This window comes from Blastococcus sp. SYSU DS0541, from assembly GCF_054050875.1.
Window position 1 is genome coordinate 24,573 of the sequence record NZ_JBJHAD010000001.1, and the last position, 21,279, is coordinate 45,851.

16 protein-coding genes are annotated in these 21,279 nt (G+C 74.2%); 11 read left to right on the forward strand and 5 right to left on the reverse strand.

Annotated elements, in window-relative coordinates; translation table 11 throughout:
• Window positions 1-150 precede the first annotated feature (150 nt).
• From ACI794_RS00115 to ACI794_RS00140, 6 genes are all read left to right on the forward strand, one after another.
• Window positions 151-1,356: a glutamate--cysteine ligase gene (locus ACI794_RS00115; protein ID WP_456580693.1), complete on the forward strand. Its 1,206-nt coding sequence runs from the start codon at window positions 151-153 to the stop codon at window positions 1,354-1,356.
• Window positions 1,353-2,690, forward strand: a complete 1,338-nt coding sequence (locus tag ACI794_RS00120; RefSeq protein ID WP_456602862.1) for an amidohydrolase — start codon at window positions 1,353-1,355, stop codon at window positions 2,688-2,690. The genes ACI794_RS00115 and ACI794_RS00120 overlap by 4 nt, the downstream gene beginning before the upstream one ends.
• The gene (locus ACI794_RS00125) at window positions 2,644-4,602 is read left to right on the forward strand and encodes a methylmalonyl-CoA mutase family protein (RefSeq protein WP_456615426.1); all 1,959 of its coding nucleotides are present in this window, start codon (window positions 2,644-2,646) and stop codon (window positions 4,600-4,602) included. Before ACI794_RS00120 ends, ACI794_RS00125 begins: the two co-directional genes overlap by 47 nt.
• Window positions 4,599-6,806 (forward strand): methylmalonyl-CoA mutase, encoded by a 2,208-nt coding sequence (scpA, locus tag ACI794_RS00130; RefSeq protein WP_456615427.1) that lies wholly within the window; start codon window positions 4,599-4,601, stop codon window positions 6,804-6,806. The genes ACI794_RS00125 and scpA overlap by 4 nt, the downstream gene beginning before the upstream one ends.
• Complete coding sequence (meaB, locus tag ACI794_RS00135) at window positions 6,806-7,792, forward strand: methylmalonyl Co-A mutase-associated GTPase MeaB (RefSeq protein ID WP_456602859.1); 987 nt, start codon at window positions 6,806-6,808, stop codon at window positions 7,790-7,792. The genes scpA and meaB overlap by 1 nt, the downstream gene beginning before the upstream one ends.
• A gap of 168 nt (window positions 7,793-7,960) precedes the next feature.
• Window positions 7,961-8,887 carry a hypothetical protein gene (locus ACI794_RS00140; protein WP_456615428.1) on the forward strand — a complete coding sequence of 309 codons (927 nt, stop codon included), beginning with the start codon at window positions 7,961-7,963 and terminating at the stop codon, window positions 8,885-8,887.
• Window positions 8,888-8,943: 56 nt separating this feature from the next.
• On the opposite strand, the gene ACI794_RS00145 is transcribed toward ACI794_RS00140, so the two are convergent.
• Window positions 8,944-9,399, reverse strand: a complete 456-nt coding sequence (locus ACI794_RS00145) for a gamma-glutamylcyclotransferase family protein (RefSeq protein WP_456602857.1) — start codon at window positions 9,397-9,399, stop codon at window positions 8,944-8,946.
• Window positions 9,400-9,511: 112 nt separating this feature from the next.
• Between ACI794_RS00145 and ACI794_RS00150 the strand changes: the two genes are divergently transcribed.
• From ACI794_RS00150 to ACI794_RS00160, 3 genes are all read left to right on the forward strand, one after another.
• The gene (locus ACI794_RS00150) at window positions 9,512-10,915 is read left to right on the forward strand and encodes an NAD(P)H-quinone dehydrogenase (RefSeq protein ID WP_456615429.1); all 1,404 of its coding nucleotides are present in this window, start codon (window positions 9,512-9,514) and stop codon (window positions 10,913-10,915) included.
• A gap of 107 nt (window positions 10,916-11,022) precedes the next feature.
• Complete coding sequence (locus tag ACI794_RS00155) at window positions 11,023-12,744, forward strand: reprolysin-like metallopeptidase (protein ID WP_456602855.1); 1,722 nt, start codon at window positions 11,023-11,025, stop codon at window positions 12,742-12,744.
• A gap of 79 nt (window positions 12,745-12,823) precedes the next feature.
• A complete protein-coding gene (locus ACI794_RS00160; protein ID WP_456602854.1) occupies window positions 12,824-15,214 on the forward strand; it encodes a hypothetical protein in 2,391 nt (796 codons plus the stop codon).
• Window positions 15,215-15,280: 66 nt separating this feature from the next.
• On the opposite strand, the gene ACI794_RS00165 is transcribed toward ACI794_RS00160, so the two are convergent.
• The 4 genes from ACI794_RS00165 to ACI794_RS00180 all read right to left on the reverse strand — a co-directional run bounded on the left by ACI794_RS00165 (window position 15,281) and on the right by ACI794_RS00180 (window position 19,569).
• On the reverse strand, window positions 15,281-17,041 hold the full coding sequence (locus ACI794_RS00165; RefSeq protein WP_456602853.1) for an acetyl/propionyl/methylcrotonyl-CoA carboxylase subunit alpha: 1,761 nt from the start codon (window positions 17,039-17,041) through the stop codon (window positions 15,281-15,283).
• Window positions 17,042-17,123: 82 nt separating this feature from the next.
• Window positions 17,124-17,732 carry a Maf family protein gene (locus ACI794_RS00170; RefSeq protein WP_456615430.1) on the reverse strand — a complete coding sequence of 203 codons (609 nt, stop codon included), beginning with the start codon at window positions 17,730-17,732 and terminating at the stop codon, window positions 17,124-17,126.
• Window positions 17,729-17,944, reverse strand: a complete 216-nt coding sequence (locus tag ACI794_RS00175; RefSeq protein ID WP_456602851.1) for an acyl-CoA carboxylase subunit epsilon — start codon at window positions 17,942-17,944, stop codon at window positions 17,729-17,731. Before ACI794_RS00175 ends, ACI794_RS00170 begins: the two co-directional genes overlap by 4 nt.
• Window positions 17,941-19,569, reverse strand: a complete 1,629-nt coding sequence (locus tag ACI794_RS00180) for an acyl-CoA carboxylase subunit beta (RefSeq protein ID WP_456602850.1) — start codon at window positions 19,567-19,569, stop codon at window positions 17,941-17,943. Before ACI794_RS00180 ends, ACI794_RS00175 begins: the two co-directional genes overlap by 4 nt.
• A gap of 184 nt (window positions 19,570-19,753) precedes the next feature.
• Between ACI794_RS00180 and ACI794_RS00185 the strand changes: the two genes are divergently transcribed.
• Both ACI794_RS00185 and ACI794_RS00190 read left to right on the forward strand, forming a co-directional pair.
• Window positions 19,754-20,596 (forward strand): biotin--[acetyl-CoA-carboxylase] ligase, encoded by an 843-nt coding sequence (locus tag ACI794_RS00185; protein ID WP_456602849.1) that lies wholly within the window; start codon window positions 19,754-19,756, stop codon window positions 20,594-20,596.
• Between the two features lie 66 nt (window positions 20,597-20,662).
• Entirely contained in the window at window positions 20,663-21,238 is a 576-nt protein-coding gene (locus tag ACI794_RS00190; RefSeq protein WP_456602848.1) for a PH domain-containing protein, read from the forward strand.
• Window positions 21,239-21,279 lie beyond the last annotated feature (41 nt).

Below are 21,279 nucleotides of genomic sequence, written 5' to 3' on the forward strand. Positions count from 1 at the left end.
GCACGACGGGCGGAGGGCGTCCTCGACGCCTGGCCGGCGCGGCCGGCCGGGGAACCCGACCCGTCGGGGGCTGGGACTGCCTGCCTGCAGGGGCCTCCGCCGAGCCGAGCGAGGGACGGGGGGCAGGCAGGTCCTTCTAGACTCCCGGAGGTGGAGATCCCCTTCCGTAGCTCGGAGCGCTCCAGCCTCGGCGTGGAGTGGGAGCTGCAGCTCGTCGACCGCGAGACGCGCGAGCTCGCACCCGGTGCCGTCGAGATCCTCGAGGCGATGCGCCCCGAGGGGGCCGACGAGCACCCCAAGGCCAAGCACGAGCTGCTGCAGTCGACCATCGAGATCATCACCGGCGTCTGCACCACGGTGCGCGAGGCGAAGGCCGACCTCGCGGGCACCCTGGCCGAGGTGGTCGCCGCGGCCGACGAACGGGGGCTGGGGCTGCTCTGCGCCGGCACCCACCCGTTCACCGACTGGCAGACGCAGGAGATCTCGCCGAAGGAGCGCTACGGGCAGCTCGTCGAGCGCATGCAGTGGCTGGCCCGCCGGCTGCAGATCTTCGGCGTCCACGTGCACGTCGGGGTCCGGGCGCCGGAGAAGGTCATCCCGATCGTCAACGCGCTGTGCCAGTACGTGCCGCACTTCCTGGCGCTGTCGTCGTCCTCGCCGTTCTGGGTCGGCTGCGACACCGGCCTGGCCTCGGCCCGCACGAAGATCTTCGAGGGCATGCCGACCGCGGGGCTGCCCTTCCAGCTCGACGGCTGGGGCGAGTTCGAGGAGTACATGGAGACACTGATCTCCACGAAGAGCATCGAGAGCGTCCGCGAGGTGTGGTGGGACATCCGGCCCCACCCCGACTTCGGCACCGTGGAGCTGCGCATCTGCGACGGCCTGCCCACCCTCGACGAGATCGGGGCGGTCGCCGCCCTCACCCAGTGCCTGGTCGAGCAGTTCGACACCCAGCTCGACCGCGGCTACACCCTGCCCCGCCCCGAGGAGTGGGTCGTGCGGGAGAACAAGTGGCGGGCGTCCCGCTACGGCCTGGACGCCGAGATCATCGTCGACGAGCAGTACGCCGTCCGGCCGGTGCGCGAGGCGATCACCGAGCTGGTCGAGGAGCTGATGCCCACGGCCAAGCGGCTGGACTGCGAGGCCGAGCTCGCCGACGTGCTCCGCGTGCTGGAGGTCGGCGCCTCCTACCAGCGGCAGCGGGCGGTGGCGCTGGCGAACGACGGCGACCTGGCGCCGGTCGTGGACGGCCTGCTGGCCGAGCTCCGGGACGGGCTGCCCTCCTCGGGCCCCGCCGGGCAGCCCGACGGCCCGGTGCCGGGTCCGGCCTCGTGCGAGGGCGGGCACGCCGCATGACCCCGGTCGTCGAGAAGCTGGGCGCCGCGGTCGACGAGTGGGTCGCCGCGAACGGGCCCGCGCTGTCGGCCACCCGGCGGCACCTGCACGCCCACCCCGAACTCGGTTACGCGGAGTTCGAGACGACCTCCTTCCTCGAGGAGCGGCTGCGCCACCACGGGCTGGTCCCGCGCCGGCTGCCGACCGGCACCGGCCTCAGCGTCGACGTCGGCGCGGGCGGGGGACCGATCGTCGTCCTGCGGGCCGACATCGACGCGCTCCCCCTGAAGGACCTCAAGGACGTGCCGTACGCCTCCACCCGCGAGGGTCTGGCCCACGCCTGCGGCCACGACGTGCACACGACGGTGGTCCTCGGCGTCGCCGTCGCGCTCGCCTCGCTCGACGGGCTGCCCGGCACGGTCCGCTGCGTCTTCCAGCCGGCCGAGGAGACGGTGCCGGGCGGGGCCACCGAGGTGGTGGCCTCCGGCGTCCTCGACGGCGCATCCCGCGCCTTCGCGCTGCACTGCGACCCGTCCATCCCCGCCGGGAGGATCGGGCTGCGCACGGGCCCCATCACCGCGGCCTGCGACCGGATGGACGTCACGCTCACCGGGCCCGGCGGGCACACCGCCCGGCCGCAGATGACCGTCGACCTCGTCGATGCGCTCGGGCGGATCATCACCGACGTGCCCGGGCTGCTCTCCCGCCAGGTCGACCCGCGGACGGGGATGTCGCTCGTCTGGGGCGCGGTCAACGCCGGTGTCGCGGCCAACGCCATCCCGCAGCGGGGGACGCTGCGGGGCACCGTCCGGGTGCTGGACCGGGAGGCGTGGAAGGACGCCGAGGAGCTGATGCGCTCCCTCGTGGCGCGGGTCGCCGCCACCACCGGCGCCGAGGTCGACGTCGACTACGTCCGCGGGGTGCCGCCGGTGGTCAACGACCCGCGTGCCGTGGCGCTGCTGCGCTCGGCCGCGCTGGGCACCGTCGGCGCGGAGAACCTCCTGCTCTCGCCGCAGAGCATGGGCGGGGAGGACTTCGGCTGGTTCGCCGACGTCATGCCGATCGCGCTGGCCCGGCTGGGGACCCATGGCGGCGGCGCCCCCCTGGACCTGCACCGGGGCACCTTCGACGTCGACGAGCGGGCCATCGGCGTCGGGGTGCGGCTGCTCGCCCGCACCGCGCTGCTCGCGCTGGAGGCCGACGCCGAACCGTCCCCGGGCAGCTCCGGGGCACCCCCTCGCACGCGCAGACCCGCTCCCGGAGACACTTCTGCCCGACGAGCCGTCGACGAGAGGCGGGAACCCCAGGATGAGCACGACCGACGAGACGACCGGCCAGGGGCCGGCGGCGGCTGACGCCGAGGTGCCGGCCAAGCACGCGGTCCCGGAGGACCTCGCGCTCGCGGGCGAGTTCGACGCGGTGACCCGCGACCAGTGGCGCGAGCTCGTGGCCGGCGTGCTGCGCAAGGCCGGTCGCGAGGAGCTCCCCGACCCGGTCGAGGACGCGCTGCGCCGGCCGGTGGCCCCGGGTGTCTCGGTGGCCCCCCTCTACACCGCCGAGGACGCCGGTGACCTCCCCGCGGGGATCGGCGTCCCGGGCCTGCCGCCGTTCGTGCGCGGTGCCCGCCCCGCCGGCGGGCCGGCCGGCTCGGCCGAGGTCACGGCGTCCGGCGGCGCCGAGGGCGGCGCGTCCGGCGGGTGGGACATCCGCCAGCGGCACGCGCACCCCGACGTCGCGGTGACGAAGGAGGCGATCGCCGCCGACCTGGAGAACGGCGTCACCTCGCTGTGGCTGGTGCTCGGCGAGGGCGCGATCCCGGTCGACGCGCTGGGTGAGGTGCTCGCCGACGTCTACCTCGACCTCGCGCCGGTGACCGTGCAGGGTGGGTTCCCGGCCGCCGCGGCCTTCCTCGACCTGGTCGAGGGGCGCTCCGACCTCGCGTCCGGCGGCTCGCTCGGCCTGGACCCGCTGGGCGTCGAGGCAGCCTCCGGGGAGCGGCAGGACCTGACCGGCCTCGCCGACGTCGCCCGCCGCGCCGCCGCCCACGGTGCTGGTCGGCCCGGCTCCGCCCTGCGCGCCGTCGTCGTCGACGGCACGGTCTTCCACGACGCCGGTGCCTCGGTGGTGGAGGAGCTCGGCTGCTCGCTCGCCGCGGGGCTCGCCTACCTGCGCGCCCTCACGGACGGCGGGCTGACCGTCGACGAGGCCGCCGCCCAGCTGGAGTTCCGCTACGCCGCGTCGGCCGACCAGTTCACGACCATCGCTGCGCTGCGCGCCGCCCGCCGGCTGTGGGACCGCGTCGGCGAGGTGAGCGGCGCCTCGCCCGAGGCCCGCGCCCAGCGGCAGCACGCCGTCACCTCCTCGGTGATGACGACGAAGCGCGACCCGTGGGTCAACATGCTGCGCACGACCGTGGCCTGCTTCGCCGCGGGTGTCGGGGGCGCGGACGCGGTCACCGTGCAGCCGTTCGACGCCGCGCTGGGCCTGCCGGACTCCTTCTCCCGCCGGATCGCGCGCAACACCCAGAACCTCCTCGTCGAGGAGGGCCACCTGGGCCGGGTGCTCGACCCCGCCGGTGGCTCCTGGTACGTGGAGTCCCTGACCGACGAGCTGGCCCGCGCCGCCTGGGCGTGGTTCACCGAGATTGAGCGGGCCGGCGGGCTGTCGGCGGCGCTGGCCTCGGGGCTGGTCCGCGACCGGATCGCGCAGGCCTGGGACGCGAGGGCGAAGCGGCTGGCCACCCGAGCGGACGCGATCACCGGCGTCAGCGAGTTCCCCAACCTCACCGAGAAGCTGCCCGAGCGCCGACCGGCCGCCGAGGTGCTGCCGGCGACCGGCGGGCTGCCGCGGGTGCGCGCGGCGCAGGAGTTCGAGGCGCTGCGCGACGCGGCCGACGCTGCGGGGGAGCGGCCGTCCGTCTACCTGGCGACCCTGGGCCCCATCGCCCGGCACACCGCCCGGGCGAGCTTCGCGGCCAACCTGTTCCAGGCCGGCGGGCTGGCGACCCCGGCCGGCGACGGCGCCACCGCGCTGGCCGACGCGGGCACGACCGTGGCCTGCATCTGCGGCACCGACAAGGACTACGCCGAGCACGCGGCCGGGCTGGCGGCGGAGCTGAAGGCGGCCGGCGCCACCCAGGTGTGGCTGGCGGGCAAGCCCGACCTCGCCGTCGACGGCGTCGACGGGTACGTGCACGCCGGGTGCGACGCCCTCGCGGCGCTGCGCACGGTGCACTCCGAGCTGGGTCTGGAAGGAGAGCGGGCATGAGCGGCATCCCCGACTTCGGTTCCGTGGAGCTGGGCGCACCCTCCGCGGGTGCCTCGGCCGGCGACTGGGCCAAGGCGTTCGAGGAGGCGACCGGCCGCAGCGTCGAGGAGGCGGCCTGGGAGACCCCCGAGGGGATCTCCGTCCCGCCGCTGTACACCCCGGCCGACCTGCAGGGCCTGGACTTCCTCGAGACCCTGCCCGGCCTGCCGCCGTTCCTGCGCGGCCCCTACCCGACGATGTACACCACCCAGCCGTGGACCGTCCGCCAGTACGCGGGCTTCTCCACCGCGGCGGAGTCCAACGCCTTCTACCGGCGCAACCTCGCCGCCGGGCAGAAGGGGCTGTCGATCGCCTTCGACCTGCCCACCCACCGCGGCTACGACTCCGACCACCCCCGGGTGCCCGGGGACGTCGGCATGGCCGGGGTGGCCATCGACTCGATCCTGGACATGCGGCAGCTGTTCGACGGCATCCCGCTGGACAAGATGAGCGTGTCGATGACGATGAACGGCGCCGTGCTGCCGGTGCTCGCGCTCTACATCGTGGCGGCCGAGGAGCAGGGGGTGGAGCCGGGTCAGCTGACCGGCACCATCCAGAACGACATCCTCAAAGAGTTCATGGTGCGCAACACCTACATCTACCCGCCCAAGCCCTCGATGCAGATCATCAGCGACATCTTCGCGTTCACCTCGCAGCGGATGCCGAAGTTCAACTCGATCTCCATCTCGGGCTACCACATCCAGGAGGCCGGGGCGACGGCCGACCTGGAGCTGGCCTACACGCTCGCCGACGGCGTCGAGTACCTGAAGGCCGGCCAGGCCGCGGGCATGGACGTCGACGCCTTCGCGCCGCGGCTGTCCTTCTTCTGGGCCATCGGCATGAACTTCTTCATGGAGGTCGCGAAGCTCCGGGCCGGGCGGCTGCTGTGGGCGAAGCTGGTGAAGGAGGCCGGCGCGCAGAACCCCAAGTCGCTGTCGTTGCGCACCCACTCGCAGACCTCGGGCTGGTCGCTGACCGCGCAGGACGTCTACAACAACGTCGTCCGCACGTGCCTGGAGGCGATGGCAGCCACCCAGGGGCACACCCAGTCGCTGCACACCAACGCCCTGGACGAGGCGCTCGCGCTGCCCACGGACTTCTCCGCCCGCATCGCCCGCAACACCCAGCTGATGCTGCAGCAGGAGTCGGGCACCACCCGCGTCGTCGATCCGTGGGGTGGCTCCGCGTACGTGGAGAAGCTGACCTACGACCTGGCCCGCCGCGCCTGGGCGCACATCCAGGAGGTCGCCGAGCACGGCGGGATGGCCCAGGCGATCGACGACGGCATCCCCAAGCTGCGCATCGAGGAGGCGGCGGCCCGCACCCAGGCCCGCATCGACTCCGGCCGCCAGCCGGTGATCGGCGTGAACAAGTACCGGGTCGACGCCGACGAGGCGATCGAGGTGCTCAAGGTCGACAACGCCGACGTGCTCGCCCAGCAGAAGGCCAAGCTCGAGCAGCTGCGCGCCGACCGCGACGGCCGCGCCGTCACCGAGGCGCTAGGCCGGCTCACCGACGCCGCCCGCGCCGCCGCCGACGGCACGCGTGGCAACGACCTCGACAGCAACCTGCTGAAGCTTGCCGTCGACGCCGCGCGGGCCAAGGCGACCGTCGGGGAGATCTCCGACGCCCTCGAGGTCGTCTACGGCCGGCACGCCGGTCAGGTGCGCACCATCTCCGGGGTCTACCGCGACGAGGCAGGAGCATCCGGGCCCATGGAGGAGACGCGGCGGCTGGCCGAGGAGTTCGCCGAGGCCGAGGGTCGCAGGCCGCGCATCCTGGTGGCCAAGATGGGCCAGGACGGGCACGACCGCGGCCAGAAGGTCATCGCGACCGCGTTCGCCGACCTCGGTTTCGACGTCGACGTCGGCCCGCTGTTCCAGACCCCGGACGAGGTCGCCCGCCAGGCGGTGGAGGCCGACGTCCACGTCGTCGGCGTCTCCTCGCTCGCGGCCGGCCACCTCACGCTGGTGCCGGCGCTCCGCGACGCGCTGGCCGAGCTCGGTGCCGACGACGTGCTGATCGTCGTCGGCGGTGTCATCCCGCCCGACGACGTGCCGACGCTGAAGGAGATGGGCGCCGCCGCGGTCTTCCCGCCCGGCACGGTCATCGCCGAGGCGGCGCAGGAGCTGCTGCGGACGCTGTCCTCCCGTCTCGGTCACTGATGGCTCGAGAGGTCGACGTCCCGGTCCTCGTCGAGGGGGTGCTGGCCGGGGACCGCCGGGTGGTGGCGCGGGCCATCACCCTGGTGGAGTCGCGGCGGGCCGACCACCGCGAGAAGGCGCAGGAGCTGCTGGTCGAGCTGCTGCCGCACGCCGGGGGAGCGCGCCGCGTGGGCATCAGCGGCGTCCCCGGCGTGGGGAAGTCGACGTTCATCGACCAGCTCGGGGTGGACCTGACGGGGGCCGGGTCGAAGGTCGCGGTGCTCGCCGTCGACCCGTCGTCGGCGCGGTCGGGCGGTTCGATCCTCGGCGACAAGACGCGGATGGCGCGGCTGGCGGTCGACCCGAACGCCTTCATCCGGCCCTCGCCGACGTCGGGCACCCTGGGCGGGGTCGCGCAGGCCACCCGCGAGTCGATGGTCGTGGTCGAGGCGGCCGGCTACGACGTCGTCCTGGTCGAGACCGTCGGCGTCGGGCAGTCGGAGATCACCGTCGCCGAGATGGTCGACTCGTTCCTCTTCCTGACGATCGCGCGCACCGGCGACCAGTTGCAGGGCATCAAGCGCGGCATCCTCGAGATAGCCGACGTCATCGCCGTCAACAAGGCCGACGGGCCGGCCGCCGCGGACGCCCGGAAGGCCGCCCGGGAGCTCGCCCAGGCGATCCGGTTGCTGCGCGGGCGCGGCAATGGCTGGGACGTCCCGGTGCTCACCTGCGCCGGGCTCACCGGCGAGGGACTGGACGAGGTCTGGGCCAAGCTCCTCGAGCACCAGGAGCGGGCCAAGGTCTCGGGGGAGTTCGACGAGCGCCGCCGCGCGCAACAGGTGCGCTGGACCTGGCAGCTGGTGCGCGACGGGCTGGAGCACGCGCTGCGCGCCCACCCCGGCGTCCGTGCCGCCGTGCCCGACCTCGAGAAGGCGGTGCTCGCCGGCGAGCTCACCCCGGCCCTGGCCGCCCGGCAGGTCCTGGACACCTTCCGCGCCGGCTGACCCGCGTCTCCCCCCGCGATCATGGCGCGGCGACCACTCGATGCGGCGCAGCAGTGGTCGCGGCGCCATGATCGGCGGCGGGGGCTGCGTCGATCCCCATCGTCGGCCCTGTCCACAGGTTCCGGGTGATGCCTCCGAGCCTCGAGATGACGGGCCAACGTCGGCGGCATGTCGCAGAGCTTCGTGCGCCTGGTGGCCCGCCAGGGCGGTGTGTTCACGCGGGAGCAGGCGCTCGAGTGGCACTCGCCGGCGCGGATCCGGGCGGTGGTGCGCAGCGGTCGCTGGCGGCGCACGCCCTGGCGGGGGATCTACGTCGACGGCGAGCTGCCCGAGGAGATCCCGGCGCTGGTCCGGGCCGCCGCGCTCTGGCTCGGCGGCGACCTGGTCGCCTGCCACAGCACAGCGGCCCTCTTGTGGGGGTTCGACCTGCGGTCGGACACCGCGGCCGCCACCGACCGTCTGCACTTCCTGGGGCCGGCTGAGATGGACAACCGGCTGCTGCGGCAGCTCCAGGTGCACCCGTCGGCGCTCGACACCGCCGATGCGGTCTTCCTGGACGGAGTCTGGTGCACGCCGGGTGCGCGCACGGCATGCGACGTCGCCCGGCTCGGCGCGCCGATCGATGCGCTCGCGACCCTCGACCGGGCCCTGCGCGCAGGCGCCTGCACGCGCGAGCAGCTCGCCCACGAGCGGGTGCGCCAGCGCGGGCTCCGCGGGGTGGCACGGCTGGACGAGCTGATCCCGGCCGCTGACGGTCGGTCCGAGTCACCGATGGAGTCCCGGATGCGCTGGCGGTTCCTGGCGGCCCGTCTGCCGCCGCCGGCCGTCCAGCTCGAGGTCCAGGACGGCGGCCGACGGCACCGTCTCGACGTCGGGTGGGAGGACCACCGCGTCGGAGCGGAGTTCGACGGGCTGGAGGCGCACATGACCCGGCAGCAGCTCGCCGCCGATCGCGACCGCCACAACTGGCTGAGCGAGCGGGACTGGCGGCTCCTGCACTTCACCGCGGTCGACGTCTACCGCCGCGCGGAGGCGATGGTGGAGCAGGTGCGCCGTCAGCTCACCGCCCGTCCCGCCGCGATCATGGTGCGGTGACCGCTCCGGACGGGCCCGAGAGAGTCACGGCGCCATGATCACCGGGGGAGGTGGGGTCAGAAGGCGCTGCGGCAGTCCCGGGAGCGGAGCTCGCGCACGTAGTCGTCAGGCGCGCCGGCGGCCTCGGCGGCGTCGGCCATCGCGCCCAGGTGCCGGGCCGAGGGCAGCCCACCCTCGAACGCGTCGAGCACGTAGACGTAGGCGACCACGTCTCCGCCCAGCGTGTGCACCCGGAGGTGCACCCGGCGGTAGAGGCCGGAGTCGGCACCCTCCCAGGCGTCCAGGGCCCGCTCGTCGGCCTCGGTGAGGTCGTACAGCGCGACGAACACGCCCGGCGAGTCGTCGTCCTCCGGGACGAGGGTCGCCAGCGCGCCCTCCCAGCCGAGGTCCTCGCCGCCGAACGTCAGCCGCCAGCCGCGGATCCAGCCGGTGCCGGCGTGCGGGGACGACGGACACCGGCGCAGCATCTGAGCCGGGTCCATGTTGGATCCGTAGGCGGCGTAGAGGCCCATCCCGGCGAGACTAGCCAGGCGACCCGGCGGGCGCCGGTGGGCGGGTGACGCCGATCGGGCCCGCACCGGGGACAATGGCGACGACCCACGCTCGGCAACGGAAGATGGACCCATGACCCGCATCGTCATCATCGGTGGTGGCCCGGCCGGCTACGAGGCCGCGCTCGTCGCCGCGCAGCTCGGTGCGCAGGTCACCGTCATCGAGCGCGACGGCATCGGCGGCGCCAGCGTGCTCACCGACTGCGTGCCCTCCAAGGCCCTGATCGCGGCGGCCGGCGCGATGACGTCGGTGCGCGACTCCGCCGTCCTCGGCGTGCACGGCGCGGAGCTCGCGACCGTGAGCCTGGACCTCCCTGCCGCCAACCAGCGGGTGAAGAACCTGTCGATGGCGCAGTCGGCCGACATCCACGCCCGGCTGGACGCCGAGGGCGTGCGGATCGTCCCCGGACGGGGGCGGCTGGCCGACGACGAGCCCGGCCTGGCCGCGCACGAGGTGGAGATCCTCGACGACGACGGCAACGTCACCGAGGAGGTCGAGGGCGACGTCGTCCTCATCGCCACCGGCGCCGACCCGCGTGTCCTGCCCGGGGCGGAACCCGACGGCGAGCGGATCCTCGACTGGCGCGACGTCTACGACCTGCAGGAGGCGCCGGAGCACCTGGTGGTCGTCGGCTCGGGCGTCACGGGCGCGGAGTTCGCCTCCGGTTACCTGGAGGCCGGCGTGCCGGTCACCCTCGTGTCCTCCCGCGACCGCGTGCTCCCGGGCGAGGACTCCGACGCCGCCGAGGTGCTCGAGCAGGTCTTCCAGTCCCGCGGTGGCCGCCTGGAGCGCGGCCGGGCCGCCGGCGTCACGCGCACCGAGAAGGGGATCTCCGTCGCACTCACCGACGGGCGCTGCGTCGAGGGTTCCCACGCCTTGATGACCGTCGGCACCGTGCCCAACACCGCCGGGCTCAACCTGGAGGAGCACGGGGTGCAGGTCACCGAGTCCGGGCACGTCGTCGTCGACCGGGTCTCCCGGACCTCCGTACCCGGCATCTACGCCGCCGGTGACGTCACCGGCGTCTTCCAGCTGGCCTCCGTGGCCGCCATGCAGGGGCGGATCGCCATGTGGCACGCGCTGGGCGAGGCGGTCGCGCCGATCAAGCTCAAGACGGTCGCCGCGAACGTCTTCACCCACCCCGAGATCGCCACCGTCGGCGTGCAGGAGAAGTCGCTCGCCGAGAACGCCGACGTCGAGGCCGTGCGCCTGCCCCTGGCCACGAACGCGCGGGCGAAGATGGGAGACCTGCACGACGGCTTCGTGAAGCTCTTCGCCCGCCGCTCGACCGGCGTGATCATGGGGGGCGTCGTCGTGGCCCCGGGCGCGTCGGAGCTGATCCTCCCCATCGCGCTCGCCGTGACCAAGGGGCTGACGGTCGACGACCTCGCGCAGACGTTCGCCATCTACCCGTCGCTGTCGGGTTCGATCACCGAGGCGGGGCGTCGCCTGATGGGGGCCGACGACCTGGCGTAGCGGAGCCTTGGGGGCGGCCGGGGCGGCTGCGCCGGGTGTGACGGGAGTTCGGCTCAACATCCCCGATCCGGTGCCGACGCGGCCCCGGGCCGCCGAGTCAGGAGTAGATGTCTCCTGACCACGACCTCCGTCGTCCCCGCGGCCTCCGTCGTCCGTCCCGCGCGCTCGGGCTGGCCGGCGCGGTGCTCGCCGCCGCACTGGGCGTCGTCGTGGTGCCGGGCGCGGCCCTCGCGGACGGCGGCACCACCACGGTCCGCGGCGAGCTCGTGCACGTCTGGGCCGAGGGCTCCGGGGGCCACCACGCCGACGGTGAGGACGACGCGGCCCGGCTGAGCTGGGTGACCACCGCCGACGGCGCGGTGCGCGTGCCGGCCGAGCAGGTCGCCGACGTCCCGGCGGGTTCCACGGTGGAGCTGACGGTCGGGAGGACCGTCGAGGACGAGGCGAGCGCCGACGGGCACGACCCCGCCCGCACCGTGCTGGCAAGCGACGTCCTCTCCCCGGCGCCGGTCGCGACGCCCGAGCCGCCGCCCGCTCCGCGCGGCGGCCTGACCAACCAGGTCACCGTGGTGCTGGTGGCGCCGGCGGGGACGGAGCCGGACGGCACGCGGCTCGGCGACGTCGTGACGACCGTCGACGGCCCGGTCTCCCGGTTCTGGGCCGAGCAGACCGGCGGCGCCGTCACCCTCGGCGTGACCGCCCGGCACGCCTGGGTGCGGACGACGGCCGGTTGCACGGACCCCCAAGGGCTCTGGGACGAGGTCGCCGCGGAGGTCGGGTTCAGCGCCGGCCCCGGCAAGCACCTGATGCTCCGGCTGAGCGGCCAGGCCGCCGACCAGCCGGCCTGCTCGTACGCGCTGGCCCAGGTCGGCACCTCGCCGGCGTCCGGCGGGCGCCTCTACGTCCGCGACGGCGGTGCCTCGGTCATCGCGCACGAGCTGGGGCACAACTTCGGCCTCGGGCACTCCTCGGGGCAGCAGTGCGACGGCGCGGTGGAGGGCGGCTCCTGCCGCACCGCCGCCTACCGCGACTACTACGACGTGATGGGCGCCTCCTGGGCGCAGCTGGGTTCGCTCAACGCCGTCCAGGCCGCGGCGCTGGGTGTTCTCCCCGGCGACGCGCAGCGGACCGTGGCGGTCGGGGAGGGGGCCACGAGCGTCACCCTGGCGCCGCTGGGTGGCGGCGCCGGCCTGCGGGCGCTCCGGCTGGTGGACGCCGAGGGCGACGCCTACTGGCTGGAGTTCCGGGCCGCGACCGGGCCCGACGCCTGGCTCGGCACCCGCGACAACGTCTACCGCCTCGACGCAGGGGTGCTGCTCCGCCGGACGGGTCCGTTCCCCGACACCTCGCTGCTGCTGGACGGGACGCCCGGCCCGGCCGCCCGCTGGGACGCCGATCTGCAGTTCGCGCTGCCGTTGGGGGTCGCGATCCCGCTCTCCGGAGGGGACTTCACCCTCACGCTGCGCGGCGTCGACGGCGGCCGGGCCGTGGTGGACGTGGTCCCGGCGGCGCGGCCCGCAGTGGCCGCGGCACAGGCCCCGGCCGGGCAGGACGCCACCCCGCGGGGCGGTGCGGCGGCCACGCCTGTGGCCCCGGGTCCCGCCGAGGAGCCCGCCGGGCAGCGCGCCCCCGAGGCGACGCCGCAGCCGCCGCTGCCGCTGGCCCCTCCGGTCCACGTCGCGGCGCCGCGGTCCGGCATCCCCCTGGAGCCGGTCGCCGACAGTTCCACCTCCTCCACCGGCTTCGCGCTGCCGGCCGCCGGGGCGGTGCTCGCGGGCTCGGTCCTGCTGCTGGTGCAGGTGGTGCGTCGGCATCGCCTGCGCGGGTGACGGTCCCGTCCGACCGGTTCAGTTCCGCCGGGCGCCCGCCGATGCACAGGGGGTAGTCCCCTCGGCCCAGGAGCTCCGCGTGCGCGTCACCCCCCGTTCCCGACTTCTGCGGGCGTCCGTCCTGGTCGCCGCCGGTGCCGTGTCACTCACCGTGCTCTCCACCCCGGCGACGCGGGCGCAGGACGAGCCCGTCGCAGCCGCCGAGACGGTCACCGGCGAGCTGGTGCAGGCCTGGGCCGAGCCCGAGGACCACCACTCCGCCGGAGAAGACCTCTTCTCCCAGCCGCTCACCTGGATCGAGCCGGAGACCGGCGATGCGGTCAGGATCCCGACCGACGACGTCCAGGACATCGCGGTCGGCACCACCGTCGAGGTGACGGTCGGCGGGGAGGTGACCGACGTCGCGGCGGCCGAGGGCGTCATCGAGCCCGCCCGGGAGGTCCTCGCCGCCGAGATCGTGGAGCCGGCGCCCGCGGAGGAGCCGGCGACGGCAGAGGCCGCGACGACGGTGACGAACCAGGTCACCGTGGTCATGGTGGTCGCCGGCGGCGGGACCACCGACAGCACGACGTTGCAGCAGGTCGTCGATGCGGTCAACGGGCCGGTGGCGCAGTTCTGGTCGAAGGAGAGCCAGGGGGCCATCGGCCTGGGTGTCTCCGCCTCCCACGACTGGATCACCACGACCGCGAAGTGCACGGACTACGTGGGGCTCTGGAACGAGGTGGCGAAGCTCCCTTCGGTCAACTTCACGGCCGCCCCCGGCAAGCACCTCATGCTCTACGTGAGCAACGGATCCACCGACGCCTCCCGGTGCCCCCACGGGCTCGCCGAGGTGGGAACCGGGCCCGGAGCCGGGGGCAGGCTCTACGCCCGGGGCACCGCCACGTCCCTCGTCGCCCACGAGTTCGGGCACAACTTCAGCCTCTGGCACTCGTCGAGCCACCAGTGCGACGGGACCGTCGAGGGCGGCACCTGCGCGGTCACCGACTACAACGACTGGTACGACGTCATGGGCGTCTCCTGGGAGCAGGTGGGCTCGCTCAGCGCCCCGCATGCTGCCCGGCTCGGGGTGCTGCCGCCCGAGCACACGAAGTCCGTCTCGGTCACGTCGTCCGGGACCCTGGTCACCCTGTCGCCCACCTCAGGACGCACCGGGACCCGTGCCCTGCGGCTGACGGATTCCCACGGCCGGGCCTACTGGCTCGAGTACCGCACCCCCGACCTCCAGGACGCGTGGCTGGGGACGGAGGCGAACCGCCTCCGCCTGGAGAGCGGTGTCCTCCTCCGCCGTGCCGGTACGGACGCGGACAGGGCGGCGCACGGTGCCACGTCGTTCCTGCTCGACGCCACGCCGTCGAGCCTGTCCGGTTGGAGGAGCGATCTGCAGGTCGCCCTGCCGTTCGCCCGGGCGGTGCCGATCTCGGGTACCGACCTGACCGTGACGGTCGTCGCCGCCTCGGCCACCGAGGCGACCGTCCGGGTGGCGACGGCGGGGGATCCCACGGTGCCCACGGCGCCCACCCGGCCGATCGGCTCGTTGGACGCCGTCTCGGCGTCGGGGACCACGCTGACGGTGCGGGGCTGGGCCTTGGACCCCAACACCCCCGATCCGGCGTCGGCGGTGCACCTGTACGTCGACGGTGCCGGGGTGGCGCTGCAGGCCGACGGGGACCGGCCGGACGTGGGGGCGGCTTTCCCGCACGCCGGGTCCGCGCACGGTTTCGGTTGGTCGGCCGACCTGGCGCCCGGGATGCACCGTGTCTGCGCCTACGCCATCGACCGCGAGGTCCCGTCGACGAACACCTCCCTCGGCTGCCGTGACGTGGCCGTGGCCTTCACCCGGCCGACCGGCACCTGGGACTCGCTGTCGGCCACGGGGACGACGGTGTCGCTGTCGGGTTGGACCTACGACCCGGACTCCCCGACGGGCGCGGTGGACGTGCACGTCTACGTCGACGGCAAGGGCGTCGGGCTCGTGGCCGACCGGGATCGGCCGGACGTCGGGGCGGCGTTCCCGCACGCCGGATCGGCGCACGGTTTCGGTTGGTCGGCCGACCTGGCGCCGGGGATGCACCGGGTGTGCGTGTACGCCATCGACCGCGAGGTGTCCTCCGCGAACACGCCCTTCGGCTGCCGGGACGTGGCGGTGGGGCTGGCCCGGCCGGTGGGCAGCTGGGACACCCTGTCGGCGTCGGGGACGACGCTGTCGCTGTCGGGCTGGACGTTCGATCCTGACTCCCCGACCGCCCCGGTCGCAGTGCACGTGTACGTCGACGGCGCCGGGGTGGCGCTGCGGGCCGACGGCGACCGGCCGGACGTGGGGGGCGCCTTCCCGCACGCCGGCCCGGTGCACGGGTTCGGCTGGTCCGGCCAGGTGGCGCCGGGGGCGCACCGGGTCTGCGTGTACGCCATCGACCAGGAGGTCTCCTCGGCCAACACATCGTTCGGCTGCCGGGACGTGACCGTCTGACCGTGCCGGTCCTGCACGGAAGCCCGTGACCGCGTGCGGTCACGGGCTCCCGTCGTGCCGGGTGCGCTAGTCCGCGTCGGCGATCGTGCAGATGACCGCACCGCTGGTGACCGAGGCGCCGACCTCGGCGGCCAGACCGGAGATCGTGCCGGCCTTGTGCGCGGTGATCGGCTGCTCCATCTTCATCGCCTCGAGGACGACGACGAGGTCGCCGGCCTCGACGGTGGCGCCGTCCTCGACGGCCACCTTGACGATCGTGCCCTGCATCGGCGAGGTGAGGGAGTTCCCGGAGGCCGCGGAGCCGCCACCCCCGCCGCCGCGCTTGCGGGGCTTGGCGGTCGCGCCGGGGGCCGCGCCCCCGCCGCCGGCGGCGAGCCCGGCGGGCAGCGACACCTCGAGCCGGCGGCCACCGACCTCGACGACGACGGTCTGCCGGGGAGTCTCCTCGTCCTGACCGGCGGGCGCGGCGTCGTAGGGCGGGACCTGGTTGTCCCACTCGGTCTCGATCCAGCGGGTGTGCACGGTGAACGGCTCGCTGGTGAACGCCTCGTCGCGGACGACGGCCCGGTGGAACGGGATGACCGTGGGCATGCCCTCGACGACCAGCTCGTCCAGCGCCCGGCGGGCGCGCTGCAGCGCCTCCTCGCGGGTGGCGCCGGTGACGATGAGCTTGGCGAGCATCGAGTCGAACGCGCCGGCGACCTCCCCACCGGTTTCGACTCCGGAGTCCCAGCGGACGCCGGGCCCCTGCGGGATCTCCAGGCGGTCCACCGGGCCGGGAGCCGGCATGAAGTTGCGGCCGGCGTCCTCGGCGTTGATGCGGAACTCGATGCTGTGGCCGCGGGGCGCCGGGTCCTCGGTGATCTCCAGGGGGAGGCCGTCGGCGATGCGGAACTGCTGCCGGACCAGGTCGATGCCGCTGGTCTCCTCCGACACCGGGTGCTCCACCTGCAGGCGGGTGTTGACCTCGAGGAAGGAGATGGAGCCGTCCGCGCCGACGAGGTACTCGACCGTGCCGGCCCCGTGGTAGCCGGCCTCGGCGCAGATCGCCTTCGCCGAGGAGTGGATCCGCGCGCGCTGCTCGTCGGTGAGGAACGGCGCCGGGGCCTCCTCGACCAGCTTCTGGTTGCGGCGCTGCAGGGAGCAGTCACGGGTGCCGACGACGATGACGGTGCCGTGCTGGTCGGCGAGCACCTGGGCCTCGACGTGGCGGGGCTTGTCGAGGAACCGCTCGACGAAGCACTCGCCGCGGCCGAAGGCCGAGACGGCCTCCCGCACGGCTGAGTCGAAGAGCTCGGGGATCTCCTCCATGGTGCGGGCGACCTTGAGGCCGCGGCCGCCACCGCCGAACGCCGCCTTGATGGCGACCGGGAGGCCGTGCTCCTCGGCGAACGCCACGACCTCGTCGGCGCCGCCGACCGGGTCCTTGGTGCCGGGGACGAGGGGAGCGCCGGCCTTGGTGGCGATGTGCCGGGCCTGCACCTTGTCGCCGAGGGCGATGATCGCCTCGGGGGAGGGGCCGATCCAGGTGAGCCCGGCGTCGATGACGGCCTGGGCGAAGTCGGCGTTCTCCGACAGGAAGCCGTAGCCGGGGTGGATCGCGTCGGCGCCGGACTGCTTGGCGGCGTCGAGGATCTTGTCGATGACCAGGTAGGAGTCACCGGGCGTGGTGCCGCCGAGCGCGAAGGCCTCGTCGGCGACGCGCACGTGCAGCGCATCGCGGTCGGGCTCGGCGTAGACCGCCACGCTGGTCAGACCCGCGTCCTTGCACGCGCGGGCCACGCGGACCGCGATCTCGCCGCGGTTGGCGATGAGGACCTTCTGCACCGGTGCTCTCCCTCTTCTGTGGGCCGGTCGAACGATTGTCAGTGCCCGCGTCGGGCGGGGTGGTTCAGCGACGCCGCGATGCTCAGCGACGCCAGAGATCGGTGATGGTCAGACCTCGCTTGGACAACTGCGTCCGCAGGACCGTCAGGGACAGCCCGACCACGGCCGCGGGGTCGCCCTCGACGCGGCGGACGAAGGGCGCCCCCAGCCCGTCGAGGGTGAAGGCCCCCGCCACGGCCAGCGGCTCGCCGGTGGCCAGATAGGCCTCCACCTCGGCCGGCGTGGGGTCGGCGAAGTAGACGACGGTCGAGGCGACCGCGATGTCCCGGCTCACCACGGCGCCGTCCCGCACGTCGAACAGCGCCTGGCCGGTGTGCAGGATGCCGGAACGCCCGGCCATCCGCCGCCAGCGGTCGCGGGCCTCGGCGGCGTCCGCCGGCTTGCCCTGGGGCTTGCCGCCGAACTCCAGGAGCGAGTCCGCGCCGATGACGAGGGCGTCGGTCTCCCGCTTGGCGACCGCCGCGGCCTTGGCGGCCGCCAGGAGGGCGACCTGCTCGGCCACGCGCGGGGCCGAGTAGGCCGACTCGTCGACGTCGCTCACCACGACCTCGGGGGAGAGACCGGCCTGCCGGAGCAGGGAGAGCCGGGCCGGCGACGCCGAGGCCAGCACCAGCCGGCGGTCCGCGGTCACGCGAACCTCCCCGCGGCGCGCCAGCCGCCGTGCCCGGCGGTCTGCGGCCGGCGGTGCGCGTCGCCGTACGACGCCCAGGCGCCGACCGGCGTCGGCCGGCGGCGGGTGCGCCGCTGCGACATCGCGGCCACGACGACGGTCAGCGCCGCCAACTCCTCCGCCGTCGGCTCACCCCTCACCACCCGCAGCAGGGGTGCGGTTCCCTCACTCACAGCGGGATGTTCCCGTGCTTCTTGGGCGGGAGCGTCTGGCGCTTGTTGGCCAGCACGCGCAGCGCCTTGGTCACCTGGACGCGGGTGTGCGACGGCGGGATCACCGCGTCGACGTACCCGCGGTCTGCGGCGATGTAGGGGTTGGCGAGGGTGTCCTCGTACTCGGCGATCAGCTCCGCGCGCTTGGCGTCGGGGTCCTCGGCCGCGGCGAGCTCCTTGCGGTAGAGGATCCCGACCGCACCCTGCGCGCCGACGACGGCGATCTGCGCGGTCGGCCACGCCAGGTTCACGTCGGCGCCCAGGTGCTTGGAGCCCATGACGTCGTAGGCGCCGCCGTAGGCCTTGCGGGTGATCACCGTGACCTTCGGGACGGTCGCCTCGGCGTAGGCGTAGATCAGCTTCGCCCCGCGCCGGATGATGCCCTCCCACTCCTGCGACGTCCCCGGCAGGAAGCCCGGCACGTCGACGAAGGTGAGCACCGGGATGTTGAAGGCGTCGCAGGTGCGCACGAAGCGCGCGGCCTTCTCGCTGGCGTCGATGTCCAGCGTGCCGGCGAACTGGGTGGGCTGGTTGGCCACGATGCCGAGCGGCCGGCCCTCGACCCGGCCGAAGCCGATGAGGATGTTGGGCGCGAACAGCGGCTGCACCTCGAGGAACTCGCCGTCGTCGAGCACGTGCTCGATGACGGTGTGCATGTCGTAGGGGGTGTTGGCCGAGTCCGGGATGAAGGTGTCGAGCTCGCGGTCCTCGTCGGTCAGCGCATCCGGGAGGACGGTCTCGACGGGCGCCATCTCGACCGCCGGGAGCGGGTCGAGGTTGTTGCTCGGCAGGTAGGACAGCAGCGCCTTGACGTAGTCGAGCGCGTCGGTCTCGTCCTCGGCGAGGTAGTGGGCGACGCCGGACTTGGTGTTGTGCGTGCGCGCCCCGCCCAGCTCCTCGAGCGAGACGTCCTCGCCGGTCACGGTCTTCACGACGTCGGGGCCGGTGATGAACATCTGGCTGGTCTTGTCCACCATGACGATGAAGTCGGTGAGCGCGGGGGAGTAGACGTGCCCGCCGGCCGCCGGGCCCATGACCAGCGAGATCTGCGGGATGACGCCGGAGGCGTGCACGTTCCGCCGGAAGATCTCGCCGTAGAGGCCGAGGGAGACCACGCCCTCCTGGATGCGCGCGCCGCCGCCCTCGTTGATGCCGATCACGGGACAGCCGTTCTTGATGGCGAAGTCCTGCACCTTCACGATCTTCTCGCCGTAGACCTCGCCGAGGCTCCCGCCGAAGACCGTGACGTCCTGGGAGAAGATCGCCACCGGCCGGCCATCGACGGTGCCGTAGCCGGTCACCACGCCGTCGCCGAAGGGCCGCTTCTCGGCCATCCCGAAGTTCGTCGACCGGTGCCGGGCGAACTCGTCGAACTCGGTGAACGAGCCCGGGTCCAGCAGCGCCTCGATCCGCTCGCGGGCGGTCATCTTCCCGGCCGCGTGCTGCTTCTCCACCGCGCGCTCGGAGCCCGCGTGGACGGCCTCCTGCACCCGGCGCTCGAAGTCGGCGAGCTTGCCCGCGGTCGTGTGGATGTCGACGTCGTCGGGGACGTGCTCCCCGGCGCTCTCCAGTTCGGCGGCACTCACGCGTCCTCGTTCTCCTCGCTGGCGCTCGTCGGCCGCCGTGGCGGCGCTGCTGTGCTCGGGGCGTGACCTCGTATGCCGGGCCACGAGATCCGTAGCGTAGGGGAGCGGCTCGTCCCCTTCCGTCCGGTGTCCTGCTGCCGGTGCGAGCGTCCACCGCCCCGCCGTCCCTGGCTACGGTCTCCTCGTGCCCGACACGTCCTCCTCGCGCTGGTCCGACCTCGACCGGCCCGCCCTCGACGCGCCCGCCCTGCAGGCCGCCCTCACGCGCGACAGCGCGCTGTGGCGCTCGGTCGAGGTCGTGGAGGAGATCGGCAGCACGAACGCTGCGCTCTCCGCGGCCGCCGCCGACGGCGCCCCGGAGGGGACCGTCCTGGTGGCGGAGCACCAGGTCACCGGCCGCGGCCGGCTCGACCGGGTGTGGACGTCGCCGCCCCGCGCCGGGCTGACCGTCTCCTTCCTCCTGCGCCCCGACGTGCCCGCCGCCCGCCGGGGCTGGCTGCCCCTGCTCACCGGGGTGGCGCTGGCCGAGTCCGTGCGGGAGGTCGCGGGGGTGCTCTCGTCGGTGAAGTGGCCCAACGACCTGCTGGCCGGGGACGGGCGCAAGCTCGCCGGCATCCTCGCCGAGTCGGTCGGCGGGACCGGGGGGTCCTCCGGCGTCGTCGTCGGGGTCGGGCTCAACGTCTCGACCACCTCCGCCGAGCTGCCGGCCACCGGGACGTCGCTGTCGGTCGTCACCGGTGGGACCGTCGACCGCGGGCCCGTCCTGCTGGCCTTCCTGCGCGCGGTCGAGCGGCGCTACCGCGGCTGGGTGGAGGCACTGGGCGACCCGGTGGTCTCCGGGCTCGCCCGCGACTACCTGTCCTGGTCCTCCACGGTCGGCAGCGCGGTCGAGGTGACGATGCCGGACGGGTCGGCGCTCCTCGGCACCGCCCGGGCGATCGACTGGGACGGCCGCCTGGTGCTGGACACCGCCGAGGGGCAGGTCGAGCTCGCGAGCGGCGACGTCCGGCACGTCCGCCCGGCCTGAACCCGCCCGGACGCGCCGAGGGGCCGATCGCCCCGCGGGAGGCCGGTCCGGCGTCATCCTGGTGGGGTGCCGTACCCGGACAAGCTGCTCGCCGACGACGAAGAGGTCGTGCGCCACCTGCACCCGCACTGGCTGACCCTCGTCCGGCCGGTCCTCTTCTTCCTGCTCGTCGTCGGCGGCGCGTCGTTCGGCGCGGCGCTCGTGCCCCCGGGGCGGCAGCAGGGGATGTTCCGGCTGGCGATCGTCTGCGTCGCCGTCGTGCTCCTGCTCGTCCTCGTGGTCGTCCCCCTGCTCCGCTGGCGGACGACGCACTACGTGGTCACCACCCACCGGTTGCTGTTCCGCGAGGGGATCCTGGCCCGCCGCGGCCGCGACCTGGGGCTGTCCCGCATCACCGACGTCTCCTACACCCAGACGCTGTGGGAGCGGATCGTCAACTCCGGCTCGCTCACGATCGAGACCGCCGGAGACAGCGGCCCGACCGTGCTCCACCGGATCCCCGACAGCGACCGGGTGCAGCAGCTGCTCAACGTGATGGTCGAGGAGGACGCCGAGCGGCGGGCCCGGGAGTCCGCCGGCTACATCCGCGGGGACGAGGACTGGCCGCCGCAGGGCGGCTGGCGCTCCACCGAGGTGCTCTGAGCCGCGGACCCGATGTGACGGGGCCGTCACGGCGCGCCTCG